Origin of the sequence: Romboutsia sedimentorum, from assembly GCF_030131845.1 — a bacterium.
GTDB classification, from domain to species: Bacteria; Bacillota; Clostridia; order Peptostreptococcales; family Peptostreptococcaceae; genus Romboutsia_D; species Romboutsia_D sedimentorum.
The window spans coordinates 391022-407910 of the sequence record NZ_JASKYM010000002.1 but is presented as its reverse complement, the minus strand read 5'-3'; the positions used below and the strand labels follow the sequence as shown (position 1 = coordinate 407910).

Sequence of the window (16889 nt, the reverse complement as noted above, 5' to 3'; positions counted from 1 at the left end):
AGCAAAAAGTGTTAATGCCTTAACACTAACACTTTCGTTATATTATTCAATTATATCATATAATGTATTATTTAAACAAATCTATTTATCATCTTTATTATCTATATTATTTTCTTCAGACTCTTTTATTAGTGATTTCAACTTAACTAACGCTTCTTTAAGTCCACCCACTTCATTTATAAGGCCACATTCTACTGCTTCTTTACCTATCAATACACTACCTACATCACTTACAAGTTCATCTTTTGAGTGCATTAATTGTTGTAACTTTTCTCTTTCTATATTTGAGGTTCTAACCACAAATTCTACAATTCTTTCTTGCATTTTTTTAAAATATTCAAAAGTCTCATTTACACCTATAACTAATCCATTAGTTCTAATAGGATGGACTATCATAGTTGCAGTAGGTGCTATAAAAGAATAGTCTCCAGCTGTTGCAAGAGGTACTCCTATACTATGGCTTCCTCCTAAAACAAGAGTAACTACTTTTTTGGATACACTGTTTAAAAGTTCTGCTATGGCGAGACCCGCCTCTACATCTCCTCCTATAGTATTTAATATAACTAAAATCCCTTTTATTTCAGGGCTTTCTTCTACTGCATAAAGCATTGGTATTATATGTTCATATTTAGTTGCTTTTTTTTGTGGATTACCTACGAAATGCCCTTCAATTTCTCCTATTATAGTAATGCATTGAATTTCTTTCGAATCTTTTTGAGGCATATTGGAAACACCCATCTGTTTAATATTGTGTATTTCTTCACTTTCAGGGCTAGATTCTTCTTGTAAGTGATTTTTGGTAGTTCTTTTATCTTTATCTTCTTTTTTGGAAAACTCTATATGATTATTAAAATTAATATTATCTTCATAATATTTCATATGTAATACTCCTCTCATAAATCTACTTTGAACTTATTATTTCCAAATAGATTCAAAAAATTCATTTTGAAAACTCTACTTAATAACATTTTTATTTTTAAATAGATTTTAAATTCATTTTGAAAAAGTATTACATTATTTTTTTATTTTAGATAAAATTCATTATGAATTGCATGTACTGCCTTTGACATGTCATCTTTGTTTACTAAACATGATATGGTCATGCTTGAATCAGATGTTTGAAGAAGTGATATGTTTGATTTTGATAATATCCTTACTATCTTAGCCATCACTCCTGGAGTTCCACTTATCTTATCACCTATTAAAGTTACTTTTGCACAATTTTTATTTATTTGATATTGAGTATTAAAATCTTTTAATATATTTTCTAGTTCTTCCACCGATTCTTCTTCTACAACAAAACTTTTTTCTTGTATAAAGAAATTAATCATATCTATGCTTATATTTTTCTTTTCTATTTCATTTAGTATCTCAGTAAAAACCTCTTCACTAGTTTTGATTTTAACTTGCGCTATATTATCTTTATTAGCAACAGCAGTCATAAGACTATTTTCTTGTTCATACTCAATACTTTCTCCCCTACATTTTAAACAAATTTTGGTTCCTTTAGAATCTTGGTTTAAAGTATTTTTTATGGCTAATGTTATATTTCCACTTTTAGCTAATTGAACCGCTCTTGGATGAATAACCTTGGCTCCTTTATCAGCCATTTGAAACACCTCTTCATAGTCTATGCAGCTTAATACTTTAGCATCAGGTTCTACTCTTGGATCTGCAGTCATTATACCATCTACATCAGTGTATATCTCTACTGTGTTGCATCCTAATGCTTTACCTATAGCTACTGCAGATGTATCACTCCCACCTCTACCTAGAGTAGTTATTTCTCCATCTTCTGTTGCTCCTTGAAAACCTGCTATTACTACAACTTTTTTATTCTCTAGTTCTTGTTTAATTTTTTTAGGTTTTATATCTATTATTTTTGCATTATTAAAATCACTTGTAGTTATTATCCCAGCTTGATAACCTGTCAAAAATACAGCATCTATATTTCTTGCTTTTAACATATTAACAAGTATTGTTCCAGATATCATTTCTCCACAACTCATTATAATATCTAGTTCTCTTTTCTGAGGATTTTCATTTATCTCACTGCATAAATTTATCAGTGTATCCGTAGCGTATGGAGCCCCTTTTCTTCCCATAGCTGAAACAACTACAACTAATCCTAATTCCTCATTTTGCTCTTTATATGATTTTACTATTTTGCAGACTTCATTCATTTTTTCATATGATTCAACTGATGTACCACCAAATTTTTGAACTAAAATCTCCATATTGCCCCCCTAGTACACTCCATCATATTCTATTATTATCATATCATTGCCTATTTTTCTAACACTTCTCCATGGTACTTCAAGTACTGACTTATCTTTTCTAATCCCAAAGAAACCTCTTTCTCTAGGTATTAATAATGCCAGTATATCTCCTGTCGTTTCGTCTAATATAAGGTCACATTCTCCAATTACCCCTAATCTTTCTCCTGTAACTAAGTTAACTATTTCTTTACCTGCTATTTCAGATAAATTCATTTTTATCCCCCCAATAGTTTTTCTATTAAAATTTAATTTCTTCTACATCTTTACCTACTATACATATGCCTAGTTTTTCTAAATTAAATGTTTTATCTATAACTCTGTTTATTGTTTTTTTGTCTACCTCATCTATACTCTTAAGTATATCATCTGTTGTTTTTACTCTATTGTTTAAAAGCATAGCCTTTCCTATAGACATCATTCTGCTACTAGTGCTCTCTAAACCTAATATATAACTTCCTTTTAATTGTTCTTTAGTTTCTTTTATTTCTTTATCTGTAAGATAATTTTCTCTTAATACTTTAATTTCTTCTATAATTAAATTATATACGTCTTCTAGATTTTCGTTACTCATGCTTGCAAATATTCCCAGTTCTCCACATTTTTTATATAAACTTTGAGATGAATATATTGAATATACTAAACTCTCTTCTTCTCTTATTTTTTGGAATAATCTAGAACTTATACTTCCTCCAAATACAGTATTTACTATTGCTAGTGCATAAACTTCTTCAATATTTTCAGATGATATTGTCTCTAGGCTCATAGCTAAGTTTACTTGTTCTGTATCTTTATTTTTAGTTACAAAACAATTTTTAAACTCTGCTTTTTTAATCTCAATTTCTACTTCTTTTTTTTCCCATAATTTGAATTTTTCTTCTATTTTATTTACCATTTCTTCAAAATTAAAGTTTCCAGATATTGATATTACAGAGTTATTAGGAAGATAGTAATCTTTAAAATAATTTAATATCTCTTCTTGATTTATATCATATAATGACTTTGTTGTACCTATAATGTTCATTCCTAACCCATCACCAGCATATACATTTTCTGTTAACAAGTCATATGCTAAGTCTTCTGGTGAGTCTTCATACATTTTTAATTCTTCAAGTATTACTAATCTTTCTTTATCTATATCATTTTTATCAAATAGTGGATTTAAAATCATATCACTTAAAATATCTAATCCTATATCTATATGAGAATCTAACAATTTAACATAATAGCATGTGCATTCTTTACTAGTGAATGCATTTATTTGCCCACCTAAATTATCTATTTGATTTGCTATATCTTTAGATGTTCTATTTTTAGTACCCTTAAATAACATATGTTCAATGAAATGAGATACCCCACTTACTTTTTTATTTTCTATACTTGATCCAGCATTTATCCATACCCCTAAAGATATAGATTTTACATGTTGTATTTCTTCTCCTATTATCGTAAGTCCATTATCTAATACGTGTGTTTTATACATATCAAACCTCCATTTATATTGTCTTTTTTATATTTTATTGTATCTATATTAACTTATAATTTATTGTTTATATATACATGTATTAAATTATAAGTTACCCCCCTTATTAATTCAACCTTTAGTGCTCTTATGATATGTAAATTTCATATTATTTTAATATATTGTTGTTTTAGAATATATCACTTAGTTTACCTGGTTTTAATCCTTTGTCTCTAATTATTTGAATTATATCTCCTACGCATTTTGTCGTAGCATTTGTTGGATGCATCAAAACGATACTATTATCCTTAATATCTTTCTTTTTGATTCTATCTACTATCACTTCTGGCTCTTCTCTATATTTCCAGTCTATTGTATCAACATCCCATTTTATACATGTATACCCTAACTCTTTTGCAGCCTTCATTGTACCTTCACCAAAAGATCCTGATGGCGCTTGGAAAAATTTAGTTTTTTCTTTTATTATATCTTCTATTATCTTTTTAGATGTTTGTATTTGTTCTAAATTTTCTTCATAAGATAACTTAGCATAATCTAAATGTCTATGCCCATGATTTCCTATTTCATGACCTTGTTCTTTAATTTTAAGGAGTAATTCTGGATTTTTCTCTGCCCATCTTCCAGTTACATTAAATGTTATCTTTACATCTTCTTTTTCTAAAACTTTAAGTATCCCCTCTATATACTCACTTTCCCATCCAAGATCTACGTTACATGTTAGTCCCACATATCCACTTTCTACTTTTGTTCCTTGGTAATAGGGTGTATCTGCTGAATCAAATATGTTAAATGTAGCCTCACTTTTACTTTGCTTTACCATAAATACTATACCCATTATTGCTAATATAACCACTACTACCGATATAATGATTTTTTTTAGTTTGTTTTTGCTAACTACCATCATTATCATTAATTTTTCCTCCTAGACTATCTTTATACATGTTAAAGTGCTCTATCTAATACTATTTCTTTAACATGTACAAATTATTTCTTTATATATATTATTAGCTTGTTCATATATTTATGACTTATATATAATTTTGAGGTCAAAATATTGATGCAACAAAAAAGAAGCCTAGACTAGGCTTCTTAATGTATTATTTTTCTTCTTTTTTCTCTACTCTTTCAGGCTTAGGTAAAAGAACTTTTCTAGATAAATTTACTCTTCCTTTTTCATCTATTTCAGTTACTTTAACTTCTACTTCATCACCTACATTTAATACATCTTCAACTTTAGCAACTCTCTCATGAGAGATATGAGATATATGAAGTAATCCTTCTTTTCCTGGAAGTACTTCAACGAAAGCGCCAAAGTTCATTATTCTACTTACTTTACCCTTATATGTTTGTCCCACTTCAGCTTCAGCAACTATATCAGTTATACGTTTTTGAGCAAGTGCTATCATTTCTGGGTCTATTCCACCGATGAATACTTCTCCATCTTGTTCTATGTCAATTTTAACTCCAGTTTCATCGATTATCTTAGTTATAATCTTTCCACCTGGTCCTATAACGTCTCTTATCTTATCTGGGTTTATTCTCATTGTTATTATTTTAGGAGCATATCTAGATAACTCTGGATTAGGAGCTGATATTGTTTTTCTCATTTGGTTTAATATGTGTATTCTACCAACTTTAGCTTGAGTAAGAGCATCTCTTAAAACTTGCTCATCAATACCTGCTATTTTTATATCCATTTGTATAGCAGTTATACCTTTTTCAGTTCCTGCAACTTTAAAGTCCATATCTCCTAAGTGATCTTCCATACCTTGTATGTCTGATAATACTGCAACTTTGTCATCATGCTTTATAAGACCCATAGCAATACCTGCTACCATATCCTTTATAGGTACACCAGCATCTAAAAGTGATAATGTTGAACCACATACACTACCTTGAGATGTTGAACCATTTGAACTTAATACTTCTGAAACAACTCTTATTGCATAAGGGAAGTCTTCTTTTGAAGGTAGTACTGGAACTAATGCTCTTTCAGCTAATGCTCCATGACCTATTTCTCTTCTTCCTGGTCCTCTTGATGGTCTAGCTTCACCAACACTGTATGCAGGGAAGTTGTAGTTATGCATGTATCTTTTGTTTTCTTCTTCATCAAGTCCATCTAATATTTGTGCTTCTCCAAGAGCTCCAAGAGTAGTTATTGACATAACTTGAGTCTGGCCTCTTGTAAATAGTCCAGAACCATGAGTTCTAGGTATAAATCCATTATCACACCATATTGGTCTTATTTCATCTGGTTTTCTGTTATCCGGTCTTATATTTTCATGAACTATAAGCTTTCTAACTTCTTCTTTTATTATTGCATGTAGAGTTTCTTCTATATCTCCACCGAAATCTGATACTATTTCTTCAAAATGAGTAAAAGTAGCTTCTTTTACTGCATCCATTTTTTCCATTCTTTCAAGCTTTTCAATAGTTTTAACAGCTTCTTTCATATCTGATGTTGCAAATTCACGAACTGCTTTTTCAACATCTTCATCTATTGTGTGAAGTGCTATTTCAATTTTTTCTTTTCCAACTGCTGCTACTATTTCTTCTATAAATGCTACTACTTTTTTAATTTCTTCGTGAGCAAATAATATAGCTTCAAGCATTAATGCATCTGGTATTTCATCTCCACCTGCTTCAACCATCATTATAGCATCTTTAGTTCCTGATACTACAAGGTGCATAGAACTTTTTTCTCTTTGTTCTGCTGTTGGATTTACTACAAGCACATCATCAACAAGCCCTACTACTATAGATCCTGTAGGTCCGTTAAATGGTATTTCAGATATTGATAATGCAATTGATGAACCTATCATAGCAACTACATCAGGTGTACAATCTTGATCTACAGAAAGCACTGTAGCAACTACTTGTACATCATTTCTAAACCCTTTTGGGAATAATGGTCTTATTGGTCTATCTATAAGTCTAGAAGTAAGTATAGCTTTTTCTGAAGGTCTTCCTTCTCTCTTTAAAAATCCACCTGGTATCTTACCTACTGAATATAATTTTTCCTCATAGTCAACACTTAGTGGGAAGAAATCTATTCCGTCTCTTGGTTTTGCTGATTTTGATACATTTACCATAACCATAGTATCACCGTATCTAAGTATTGCACTTCCGCTAGCAAGTTCTGCTATTTTTCCTATTTCAACAGAAAATTCTCTTCCTGCTAAATCCATTTTAAATATTTTATGTTCAAACATTAATGCTTGCCTCCTCTTTATTAAAACCGCTTTTATCATCCTATGTACTATATTATCAAAAATAGTATAAATTAACAACATAAAAGTCACTTGTTAACCTGTATTGATAATTTTTAAGTACAAATAAATAGTAATATATCTTTTATTTCATTTATTATTTACTTATTGCTTCAAATTTAGTCATATCTAGTTTGAACAACTAATAGCTAAAATATTAGGACCTGTATGAGAACAAATACAAACGCCTCCTTGTGCTCTATAAACTGATTTAGCCTTTAAAGTCTCTTCTAATTCTTTTTTTAAAGCACAAAAATCATTTTCGTTAACTCCACATCCAATTATTATATTTTTATCTTCTAAATTATCATATTTTTCTTTTATAAGATTTATCATTGTATGTACTACATGTTTTTTACCTCTTATTTTATCTATTAAAAGTATATTCCCATCTTTAACTGAAAACACAGGTTTTAGATGCAACATGTTTCCAATTGTAGCTGTAGTTACCGAAACTCTCCCACTTCTTTTTAGATATTCTAAAGTATTTACAACAAAAAATAAATTAACACTTTCTCTGATGTCTTCTAAGTTTTGTATCATTTCTTTTGAACTTATATTAGTATTTAATAATTCACACGCTTTGACTATATATTGTGCACTACCAAGAGATAGAGTTAAAGTATCAAATATGTGTATCTCTCCATTTGTATCATTTTTAGCCATTACTGCACTTTGATACGTTCCTGACGATTTAGAAGAGCCTGTTATACAAACTATTTCATATTCTTCTACATACTTATCAAAAGCCTCTTTAAATTGTATATACGTGGCTTGAGATGTTTTTGGCACCTCTTTATTAATTTTCATCATTTCATAAAATTCTTCGTTACTTATATCTAGTCCATCTTTATACTCTTTATCACCTATTATAACCGTTAATGGTATAACCTCTATATCATACTTTTCTACCAATTCTTTTGGCACATCACATAAACTATCACAAATTAATTTTATTTTCATATATATCTCCTCCTCTAATATATTGTTTATATTTTGTAATTTTCTATATTTATATCAGTTTTACCTTTTATATTTTGAATATTTTCATTTTATAAACGTAAAAAAGAGAAGGTATATACCTTCTCTTTTATAATAAAGTTAATTATTATTTTCTTAATCCTAACTTAGCTATTAAAGCTCTGTATCCTTCTAAGTCTCTATCTTTTAAGTAAGCTAATAGGTTTCTTCTTCTACCTACCATCTTTAATAATCCTCTTCTTGAATGGTGATCTTTCTTGTGAGTCTTTAAGTGACCGTTTAATTCATTTATTCTAGCTGTTAATAAAGCTATTTGTACTTCTGGAGAACCAGTATCTCCTTCAGCTCTTCCGTATTCTTTCATTATTTCTGCTTTGTTCATCATCATAGTGATTTACCTCCATAGTTTTAAAATCGCCTATTACTAAGCATTGATTGGAGTAATCTAATGCCGAGTAATGGTTTATTTACTAAATTATTTTATCATAAATTCTTCGCTTTTGCAAATATACTTTTCAAATACATAATTGGTGTCTTGTTTTAATTGATTTTTCAATTCATCTAAAGATGAAAACTTTTCTTCATCTCTTATTCTTTCTAAGAATTCGATTTTTATTAATTTTCCATATATATCTTCACTAAATTCTAAGATATTAGTTTCGATAGATAACTTAGATCCATTTACAGTAGGATTATATCCTATATTAGTTGCTCCAAAATAAGTTTTTCCTTCAATGTGAATCTTCGTAGCATATATTCCGTTTTTAGGCATAATAATGTCTTTATCTATTTCTATATTAGCCGTTGGAAATCCTATTGTTCTTCCAAGTTTCTTAGCATGTACAACAGTTCCTTGTAACTCGTATCTATGACCTAAATAAGGAATAATATTATATACATTACCTTCATTAAGTAAGTTTCTAATATAAGTACTACTGACTCTTGTACCATTTATCTTTATAGGTTTTATTACTTCTAATTCATAGTTATATTGTTTGGATAACTTTCTTAGCACATTTGTATTACCCTCTTTATTTCTAGCAAAGGTAAAATCATATCCGACTATAATTTTTTCTACATGCAATTTGTCAACTAAAATTTTTTCTACAAATTCTTGTGCAGATATTTTAGTCATACATTCATCAAAAGGTATACTTACAACTAAGTCTACACCTAATTCATTTAATCTATTTATTCTTTCTTCATTACTAATAATATTTTTTATTGAATCAGTAACAAAATAATTTGCAGGATGATTCTCAAATGTAAAAACAATACTTTTAATATTATTTTTTTTACCATATTCTACTGCTTTTGTTATAAGGACTTCATGTCCTTTATGAATTCCATCAAAATTTCCTATTGTTACAACACTTCTTTTTATATTATTTATTTCATTTATAGATTTTATAGTAATCATAATAATTTCCCCACCAACATTACAGAGTTATTTTATACTATAAATAGTTTATCACTTTTTACATTTACAATGTTATCTTTTTTAGATAATTTACCGACTCCTAAAAATTGAGTTTGGCTATAAACTCTTACATATTCATCATTTTCGTCAAAGTTTTTTTCTAAAAATCGTCTTTCATCTATTACTCCACCATTTATATAGTACTTCTCAGCATTAGGATGTATTACTATAGACTTAAAGTTTGACAATACATAATCTATATCATATAAATGCTTATCTAATGTATTATTTTCATTAAATTCTTTTAATTGTTCTAGTGTTATACCATTTTCTAAGTTAAATTTACCAGATTGAGTTCTAAGTAAGAAAGACATATGCCCCCCACACCCTAAAATTCCACCTATATCATAACAAATACTTCTTACATAAGTTCCTTTAGTACACTTTACATAAAACATTATTTTTTCTTCATTTATACTTAATACATCAAGTTTTTTTATATGTACAGGTCTAGTTTTTAGTTTTATTTCGTCTGCTCTTCCACTTCTAACTAAGTCGCACATTCTTTTTCCATTTACTTTTAATGCTGAATACATTGGTGGTAATTGTTCTATATGCCCTCTTTGAGAGTCAAATGCTTTTTCTATTTGTTCTTTTGTGAAATTAAAGTTTTCTACTTTTTTTAATATTTCACCTGAAGAATCATAAGTGTCCGTAGTTATACCTAAAGTTAATTCACAAATATAGCTTTTATCTTTATTAAGTATAAGTTCACTTACTTTAGTTGCTTTTCCTATACATATAGGTAATACCCCTGACGCATCTGGGTCAAGGGTACCTGTATGTCCAACTTTTTTTATATTTAAGGTTTTTCTTACAGCACTTACAACATCATGAGATGTCATACCTGTAGGTTTTATTATATTTACAATTTTATTCATATGTTATCACCTTATATTGTTTTTAATACAGCTTCTAATACCTGTTGTTTAGCATTTTCTATACTATCATATATAGTACAACCAGCCGCTCTTACATGACCTCCACCATTAAAGCTTTGCGCTATAAGGCTTACATCCACATATTGTTTTGATCTTAAGCTTACCTTAACTTCGTTTTCTTTCTTTTCTTTTAAAAGAATTCCAACTTCTACATTTTCTATATCTCTTGTGTATGATGTTATACCATCCACATCATTAAAGCTTATAGAATTTCTTTTTAACATTTCTTTAGTTATGCATATACTAGCAATTTTATTTTGTACTATATCTAAAGTGTTTAAAGCTTCTCCTAATATTTTATAATAATTATATGGATTACTTTGGAATACTCTCTGTATTATAGTATCTCTTTTTGCACCTTTTAATAAAAGTTCTTTTCCCATCTCTAAACTACTTGGATGAGTACTTGAATATGCAAAATTACCAGTATCTGTTACCAGGCCAGTATAAAGTGCTGTAGCTATAACTTCATCTATTATATCTATTTGTTCTATTTGTTCTAGTCTAACTAATAAATTGTATACTAACTCACATGTAGATGATGCATCTGCATCTATATAATTAAGATTTCCATAATAATCATTACTTGCATGGTGATCTATACATGTTAAGTGTTTTGCATTATTTATCAGTGTATCACTTAAACAAATTCTATTTTTGTCTCCGCAATCAAGTGCTATTACACAGTAACCCTCTAACTCAAACTCTTTAGAAGTTAATATTTCAACATCTTCAACTAAGAATTTTAGATTTTGTGGTGTATTATCATCAATTACATAAAAAACGTTTTTCCCTAGTTTTTTTAAAGCATAATAAATACCAAGTGTTGATCCTATATTATCACCATCTGGACTAATATGAGAAGTAACGATATAATCGTTACTTCCCTTTAGATGTTGTATAATATTATCTATATTATTCATCAGAACCTTCTTCTTTTTCAGATGATGCTGTATTAATATTTTCATTAACTTTTCTTATTAAATCAGACATATACATTCCATTTTTAATAGAGTCATCAATTTTAAATATTATTTGAGGAGTATGTCTAAGCTTTACATTTCTACTTACTTCTCTTCTTATATAACTTACTGCATTTCTTAGTCCTTTTAATGTAGATTCTTCATCTCCACCTAATATACTTACATATACATATGCATAACTTAAGTCATTAGTAACTTCAACATCAGTTACACTTACCATAGATGTTATTCTAGGGTCTTTTATTCCACTTATAAGCATTGTGCTTACAACTTTTCTTATCTCTTCAGCTATTCTTTTAGTTCTATTGTATGATGCCATTAATATCGACCTCTTTTATATCTATTTTAATTTTCTTTCTATTTCTTTAGTTATATAACCTTCAACTATATCGCCTTCTTTTAAGTCGCTGTAGTTTACGAAAGTCATACCACACTCATATCCTGTGTTAACTTCTTTAACGTCGTCTTTGAATCTTCTAAGTGCATTTAATTGCCCTTCATGGATTATTATTCCATCTCTAACTATTCTTATTTTAGATCCTCTAAATATCTTACCAGTAGTTACATAACAACCAGCTATAGTACCTACTCCAGATAATTTAAATAATTCTCTTACTTCAGCTTTTCCTGTATCTTCATCTCTATATTCAGGATCTAACATTCCTGTCATAGCAGCTTGAACATCTTCTATAGCTTTATATATTATAGTATAACTTCTTATATCTACATTTTCTTTTTGTCCCATTAATTCTGCACCAGGAACTGGTCTTACGTTGAATCCTATTATTATTGCATTAGATGCAGTAGCAAGCATAACGTCAGATTCAGTTATAGCTCCAACTCCACCATGTATTACTCTAACAGCAACTTCATCATTTGATAATTTTTCAAGTGATTGCTTAACAGCTTGAACCGAACCTTGTACATCTGCTTTTATAACTATGTTAAGTTCTTTTACATCTGCTTCACTCATTTGAGAGAAGAAATCATCAAGTGACATTCTTTGGTTAGATTTTAACATTTCATCTCTAGCTATTTGTGTTCTTTTTTCTGCTACACTTCTAGCTATTTTATCAGTTGGAACTGATACGAATTGATCTCCACCTTGTGGAACTTCTGATAAACCTAATATTTCTACTGCTGTAGAAGGTCCTGCAGTTTTAACTCTTTTTCCTTTAGAGTTTATCATTGCTCTTACTTTACCACATGCAACACCCGCAACTATTGGATCTCCAACTTTAAGTGTTCCACCTTGAACTAAAACTGTAGCAACTGGTCCTCTACCTTTGTCTAATTCTGCTTCTATAACAGTACCAACAGCTCTTTTGTTAGGGTTAGCTTGTAACTCTTCCATTTCAGCTACTAAAAGTACCATTTCAAGTAAAGTATCTATACCTTCTCTTTTTAAAGCTGATACTGGAACACATATAACTTCTCCACCCCAGTCTTCAACTAATAATCCTTGGTCTGCTAATTCTTGCTTAACTCTATCTAAGTTTGCACCAGGCTTATCTATTTTGTTTATAGCTACTATTAAAGGTACTCCAGCAGCTTTAGCATGGTTTATAGCTTCTATAGTTTGAGGCATTATACCATCATCTGCTGCTACAACTAATATAGCCATATCTGTAACTTGTGCTCCTCTAGCTCTCATAGATGTGAAAGCCTCATGTCCTGGAGTATCTAAGAATACTATCTTTTGTCCGTTTATTACAACTTCAGAAGCACCTATATGTTGAGTTATTCCTCCTGCTTCACTTGAAGTTACACTAGTTGATCTTATAGCATCAAGTAATGAAGTTTTACCATGGTCAACGTGCCCCATAACTGTAACAACTGGTGGTCTTGACTGTAAATCATCTTCTTTATCTTCTTCTATTTCCATTAACGCATCTATTGCTTCTAATTCTTCTTCGTTGTTAGTTTCACTTACAGCTAATTCAAATCCATATTCGCTAGCTACTAATGATCCTATTTCAAAACTTATTTCTTGGTTTATTGTAGCCATTGTTCCCATTTTCATAAGCTTCATTATTATTTCAGATGCTGATTTATCTAATTTATTAGCTAATTCTTGTACTGTTAATTTTCCATCTATAGTTATAGTTGATCCATTAGTTAAAGCTAATTCATCTTTTAATATTTCTACAACTAACTCTACTTCTTCAGCTTCTAATTCACTATTTTCATTATCAGCATTTATTTCTAATTCTATTAATTTGGCTAGTACGTCTTCATTTGACATTCCTAGATCTTCCGCTATTTGGTATACTCTTGTTTTTGACACAAGATCACCCCCTATTATATTTTTGGTGTTTCTATTAATTCCATTATCTTGTTAGCAAAATTCGCATCTTTCACTCCGATTGCTGCTCTAGGAGCTTTTCCTATTGACAACCCTAGTTGTAGTTTAGTTGAAAAATATACATATTTCACATTTCTATAAGATGACTTATCTTTAAATAATTTTTTAGTATTTTCAGATGCATCATCAGCTACTATAACTAATTTAACATTTCCTCGTCTAAGTTCAAGTAATGTAGAATCATCTCCTGATACTAACTTACCTGCACGAGTTGCAAGCCCTAAAAATGAATATATTTTATCTTCATTAGTTCTCATAACTTTCTAACTCCTTAAGTAGATTTTCATATACCTCGTTATGTACTTCTATCTTGAATGATTTATTTAAAGCTTTAGTCTTTATAGCTTTTTTTAAACATTCAACATCCCTACATATATACGCACCTCTACCGTTTGCTTTTCCTGATTCGTCTAAGAATATTTTACCGTCCTTATTTTTGACAATTCTTATTAAGCCTTTTTTAGAGTCTCTTTCTTGACAAGCTATACATTTTCTTTGAGGAATCTTTTTTTGTTTTTGCAAAGAATACCCCTCCTTTATTACTCAGCGTCTAATTTTAAATCTTCATCTACAGAAACTGATTGCCCTGCTTGAGATTCACTTTTTATATCTATTTTCCAGTTAGTAAGTTTAGCTGCAAGTCTTGCATTTTGTCCTTCTTTACCTATTGCAAGAGATAATTGGTAATCAGGTACAACAACTGAAGCTGCTTTTTCACTTTCATTTACATCTACTTTAACAACCTTTGATGGGCTTAAAGCAGCGCATATAAACTCAGCTGGATCATCACTATATTTTATTATATCGATTTTCTCATCACCAAGTTCATTAACTATATTTTTTACTCTTGAACCTTTTGGTCCAACACAAGCTCCAATTGGATCTATCTTCTCATCTATAGACTTAACAGCCATTTTAGTTCTAGATCCTGCTTCTCTAGCTATAGATTTTATTTGAACTATACCTTCAAATATTTCAGGCACTTCAAATTCAAATAATCTCTTAACTAAACCTGGGTGACTTCTTGATACCACTATTTGAGGACCTTTATTAGTTTTCTTCACTTCTAGTATATAAACCTTTATTTTTTGACCAGCTTTATAATGTTCTCCAACCATTTGCTCTGTTTGTGTCATTACTGCTTCTATTCTTCCAAGATTTACATAAACTAAGTTTTTATTTACTCTAGCTACTTCTCCTGTAACTATTTCATTTTCTTTGTCCATAAACTCACTATATACTATGTCTCTTTCAGCTTCTCTTATTCTTTGAACAACAACTTGCTTTGCCGTTTGAGCTGCTATTCTTCCGAAATCCATAGGAGTTACTTCATGTTCTATTATATCTCCTAATTCATAGTTAGGGCTTATTTCTAAAGCGTCCTTAAGTTCTATTTCTAAGAAAGTGTCATATAAATCAGATTCATCAACTACTACTCTTTGAGAAAATACTTTTATATCTCCGCCTTCTTTATCAAACTCAACTCTAACATTTTGAGCTGCTCCAAAGTTTTTTTTGTATGCAGTTAAAAGTGCTTGTTCTATAGTATCTATAAGTATAGCTTTATCTATACCTCTGTCTTTTTCTAGTTCTTCTAATGCTTCCATAAATTCATGATTCATTTTTCTTTCCTCCCTGTTATGCTACGTTTAAAACTTTATTGCAAGTCTAACAAGTGCTACTTCTTTTTTGCCAAACTCTACTTCATTTCCATCTATTATTAGTTTTATGTTATTTTCTTCAGTTAGCCCAACTAATTCGCCTTCAAATTGCTTGCATCCGTCCATTGGCTTATATAATTTAATTTCAACATCTCTACCTTGATATCTTACGAAATCTTTATCTTTTTTAAGTGGTCTATCAAGTCCTGGTGATGATACTTCTAAGAAATAGTTGTCTTTTATTGGGTCTTTTACATCTAATACTTCACTAAGTTGTCTACTTACAGATTCACAGTCACTTAAAGCTATTCCACCATCTTTATCAATATATACTCTTAAGTAGTATTCTCCAGCTTCTTTAACATATTCAACGTCTACTATTTCAAAGTTAAGTGGATCTGTTATTTTTGCTACCATTTCTTCGATTGTAGCTTCTATACTCTTTTTCATTTTTTTCCCTCCTATTCAGTTGTCAGTTTAGTTTTTAAAACAAAAGAGTGAGCACATCGGTCTCACTCTTAGTTTCTGCAAAATATACTATTTTATATACTATAATACCATATATTAGTTTTCGTTGCAAATTTTTTAAATATCTATGCCCTTACTATCATTGTATTTAGCCTTTGAAATCATTTGTGTCATAGTACCCATTGGACAATAAACACACCATGAACGAGGCTTAAATAAAATCATAGTTATTATGCCAAGTATAGTTGATGTTACCATCAAACTAAAAAATCCAAAAGCAAATTGAGATACCCAAGGATTAACCATACTAATTTCAGAAAAATTCCAAGGCATTTTAAATGTCCAAAGTATAGTTATAACTTCTTTTAATTCATTGCTACCTTTAAATACTAAATACGTGTTAAATACCATATTAGAAAACATAATTAAGAAAAATACTAAAAATCCATATCTAAAAGTTTTACTTTTTAAAAATTTAGGTATATCCCTGTACCTAGATAATTTCATTTTATTACCCATTAAATCTAGCAATTGACCTCTTCCACAATAATTATTACAGTAGCCTTTTCCTTTTCCAGCTACTGACATTATTATTGGAACTAAAAAACAAATCATTCCTAACCATGCAAATAATATATTAAACATTCCTAAAAATAAATATGCAGCACTTATTATCCACATATAATCTATAAAAGTCTTTTTTTGTTTTTTCACTATTTATCTACCTCCACTTTTATAACTTCTATTATACTTGCTGGGCATGCTTTAGCGCACTTTCCACAGCCTACACATTTATCAGTCTTTATTTTTGCAAATACACCTTGTTCTATAGTTATAATGTTTAGTGGACAAACTTTAACACAACTCCCACAAGCCACACATTCATTAATATTTACTATTGCTTTTTTTCTTAACATTTTAATTCCTCCTATTAGTTCTTCTGTGCTTAATTATATATTTTGTGAAAATTAATTTCAGTGAT

At 29.6% G+C, this 16889-nt stretch carries 19 protein-coding genes; all 19 read right to left on the bottom strand.

The genetic code is table 11. From position 1 onward, the window contains the following. Positions 1 to 81 precede the first annotated feature (81 nt). Positions 82 to 879 carry a ClpP family protease gene (locus tag QOZ84_RS07150; protein WP_284132266.1) on the bottom strand — a complete coding sequence of 266 codons (798 nt, stop codon included), beginning with the start codon at positions 877 to 879 and terminating at the stop codon, positions 82 to 84. A 143-nt stretch (positions 880 to 1022) separates the two neighbouring features. Then, positions 1023 to 2237: an aspartate kinase gene (gene dapG / locus QOZ84_RS07145; protein WP_284132265.1), complete on the bottom strand. Its 1215-nt coding sequence runs from the start codon at positions 2235 to 2237 to the stop codon at positions 1023 to 1025. Positions 2238 to 2246: 9 nt separating this feature from the next. Further along, positions 2247 to 2492: a YlmC/YmxH family sporulation protein gene (locus QOZ84_RS07140; protein WP_026900559.1), complete on the bottom strand. Its 246-nt coding sequence runs from the start codon at positions 2490 to 2492 to the stop codon at positions 2247 to 2249. Positions 2493 to 2517: 25 nt separating this feature from the next. Beyond that, on the bottom strand, positions 2518 to 3759 hold the full coding sequence (locus QOZ84_RS07135) for a M16 family metallopeptidase (RefSeq protein ID WP_284132264.1): 1242 nt from the start codon (positions 3757 to 3759) through the stop codon (positions 2518 to 2520). Positions 3760 to 3928: 169 nt separating this feature from the next. Further along, positions 3929 to 4669 (bottom strand): polysaccharide deacetylase family protein, encoded by a 741-nt coding sequence (locus tag QOZ84_RS07130; protein WP_284132263.1) that lies wholly within the window; start codon positions 4667 to 4669, stop codon positions 3929 to 3931. A 187-nt stretch (positions 4670 to 4856) separates the two neighbouring features. Beyond that, positions 4857 to 6971 carry a polyribonucleotide nucleotidyltransferase gene (locus QOZ84_RS07125; protein WP_284132262.1) on the bottom strand — a complete coding sequence of 705 codons (2115 nt, stop codon included), beginning with the start codon at positions 6969 to 6971 and terminating at the stop codon, positions 4857 to 4859. A 186-nt stretch (positions 6972 to 7157) separates the two neighbouring features. Next, positions 7158 to 7991 (bottom strand): DegV family protein, encoded by an 834-nt coding sequence (locus QOZ84_RS07120; protein ID WP_284132261.1) that lies wholly within the window; start codon positions 7989 to 7991, stop codon positions 7158 to 7160. 145 nt (positions 7992 to 8136) lie between these two features. After that, positions 8137 to 8394, bottom strand: coding sequence for a 30S ribosomal protein S15 (gene rpsO, locus QOZ84_RS07115; RefSeq protein WP_284132482.1), 258 nt, complete (start codon positions 8392 to 8394; stop codon positions 8137 to 8139). A 90-nt stretch (positions 8395 to 8484) separates the two neighbouring features. Then, a complete protein-coding gene (locus tag QOZ84_RS07110) occupies positions 8485 to 9429 on the bottom strand; it encodes a bifunctional riboflavin kinase/FAD synthetase (RefSeq protein WP_284132260.1) in 945 nt (314 codons plus the stop codon). Positions 9430 to 9461: 32 nt separating this feature from the next. Then, positions 9462 to 10370: a tRNA pseudouridine(55) synthase TruB gene (gene truB, locus QOZ84_RS07105; protein ID WP_284132259.1), complete on the bottom strand. Its 909-nt coding sequence runs from the start codon at positions 10368 to 10370 to the stop codon at positions 9462 to 9464. A gap of 11 nt (positions 10371 to 10381) precedes the next feature. Continuing rightward, positions 10382 to 11353, bottom strand: a complete 972-nt coding sequence (locus QOZ84_RS07100) for a DHH family phosphoesterase (RefSeq protein WP_284132258.1) — start codon at positions 11351 to 11353, stop codon at positions 10382 to 10384. After that, entirely contained in the window at positions 11346 to 11732 is a 387-nt protein-coding gene (gene rbfA / locus QOZ84_RS07095; protein WP_284132257.1) for a 30S ribosome-binding factor RbfA, read from the bottom strand. Before rbfA ends, QOZ84_RS07100 begins: the two co-directional genes overlap by 8 nt. 21 nt (positions 11733 to 11753) lie before the next feature. After that, positions 11754 to 13700: a translation initiation factor IF-2 gene (gene infB, locus QOZ84_RS07090; protein ID WP_284132256.1), complete on the bottom strand. Its 1947-nt coding sequence runs from the start codon at positions 13698 to 13700 to the stop codon at positions 11754 to 11756. Between the two features lie 14 nt (positions 13701 to 13714). Beyond that, entirely contained in the window at positions 13715 to 14035 is a 321-nt protein-coding gene (locus QOZ84_RS07085) for a L7Ae/L30e/S12e/Gadd45 family ribosomal protein (RefSeq protein WP_284132255.1), read from the bottom strand. Next, a complete protein-coding gene (gene rnpM, locus QOZ84_RS07080) occupies positions 14025 to 14300 on the bottom strand; it encodes an RNase P modulator RnpM (RefSeq protein ID WP_284132254.1) in 276 nt (91 codons plus the stop codon). The genes QOZ84_RS07085 and rnpM overlap by 11 nt, the downstream gene beginning before the upstream one ends. A gap of 17 nt (positions 14301 to 14317) precedes the next feature. Further along, positions 14318 to 15400: a transcription termination factor NusA gene (nusA, locus tag QOZ84_RS07075; RefSeq protein WP_284132253.1), complete on the bottom strand. Its 1083-nt coding sequence runs from the start codon at positions 15398 to 15400 to the stop codon at positions 14318 to 14320. Between the two features lie 27 nt (positions 15401 to 15427). After that, on the bottom strand, positions 15428 to 15889 hold the full coding sequence (locus QOZ84_RS07070; protein WP_284132252.1) for a ribosome maturation factor RimP: 462 nt from the start codon (positions 15887 to 15889) through the stop codon (positions 15428 to 15430). Positions 15890 to 16024: 135 nt separating this feature from the next. Then, positions 16025 to 16621: a 4Fe-4S binding protein gene (locus tag QOZ84_RS07065; protein WP_331496534.1), complete on the bottom strand. Its 597-nt coding sequence runs from the start codon at positions 16619 to 16621 to the stop codon at positions 16025 to 16027. Continuing rightward, positions 16621 to 16824, bottom strand: a complete 204-nt coding sequence (locus QOZ84_RS07060; protein WP_284132251.1) for a 4Fe-4S dicluster domain-containing protein — start codon at positions 16822 to 16824, stop codon at positions 16621 to 16623. Before QOZ84_RS07060 ends, QOZ84_RS07065 begins: the two co-directional genes overlap by 1 nt. Positions 16825 to 16889 lie beyond the last annotated feature (65 nt).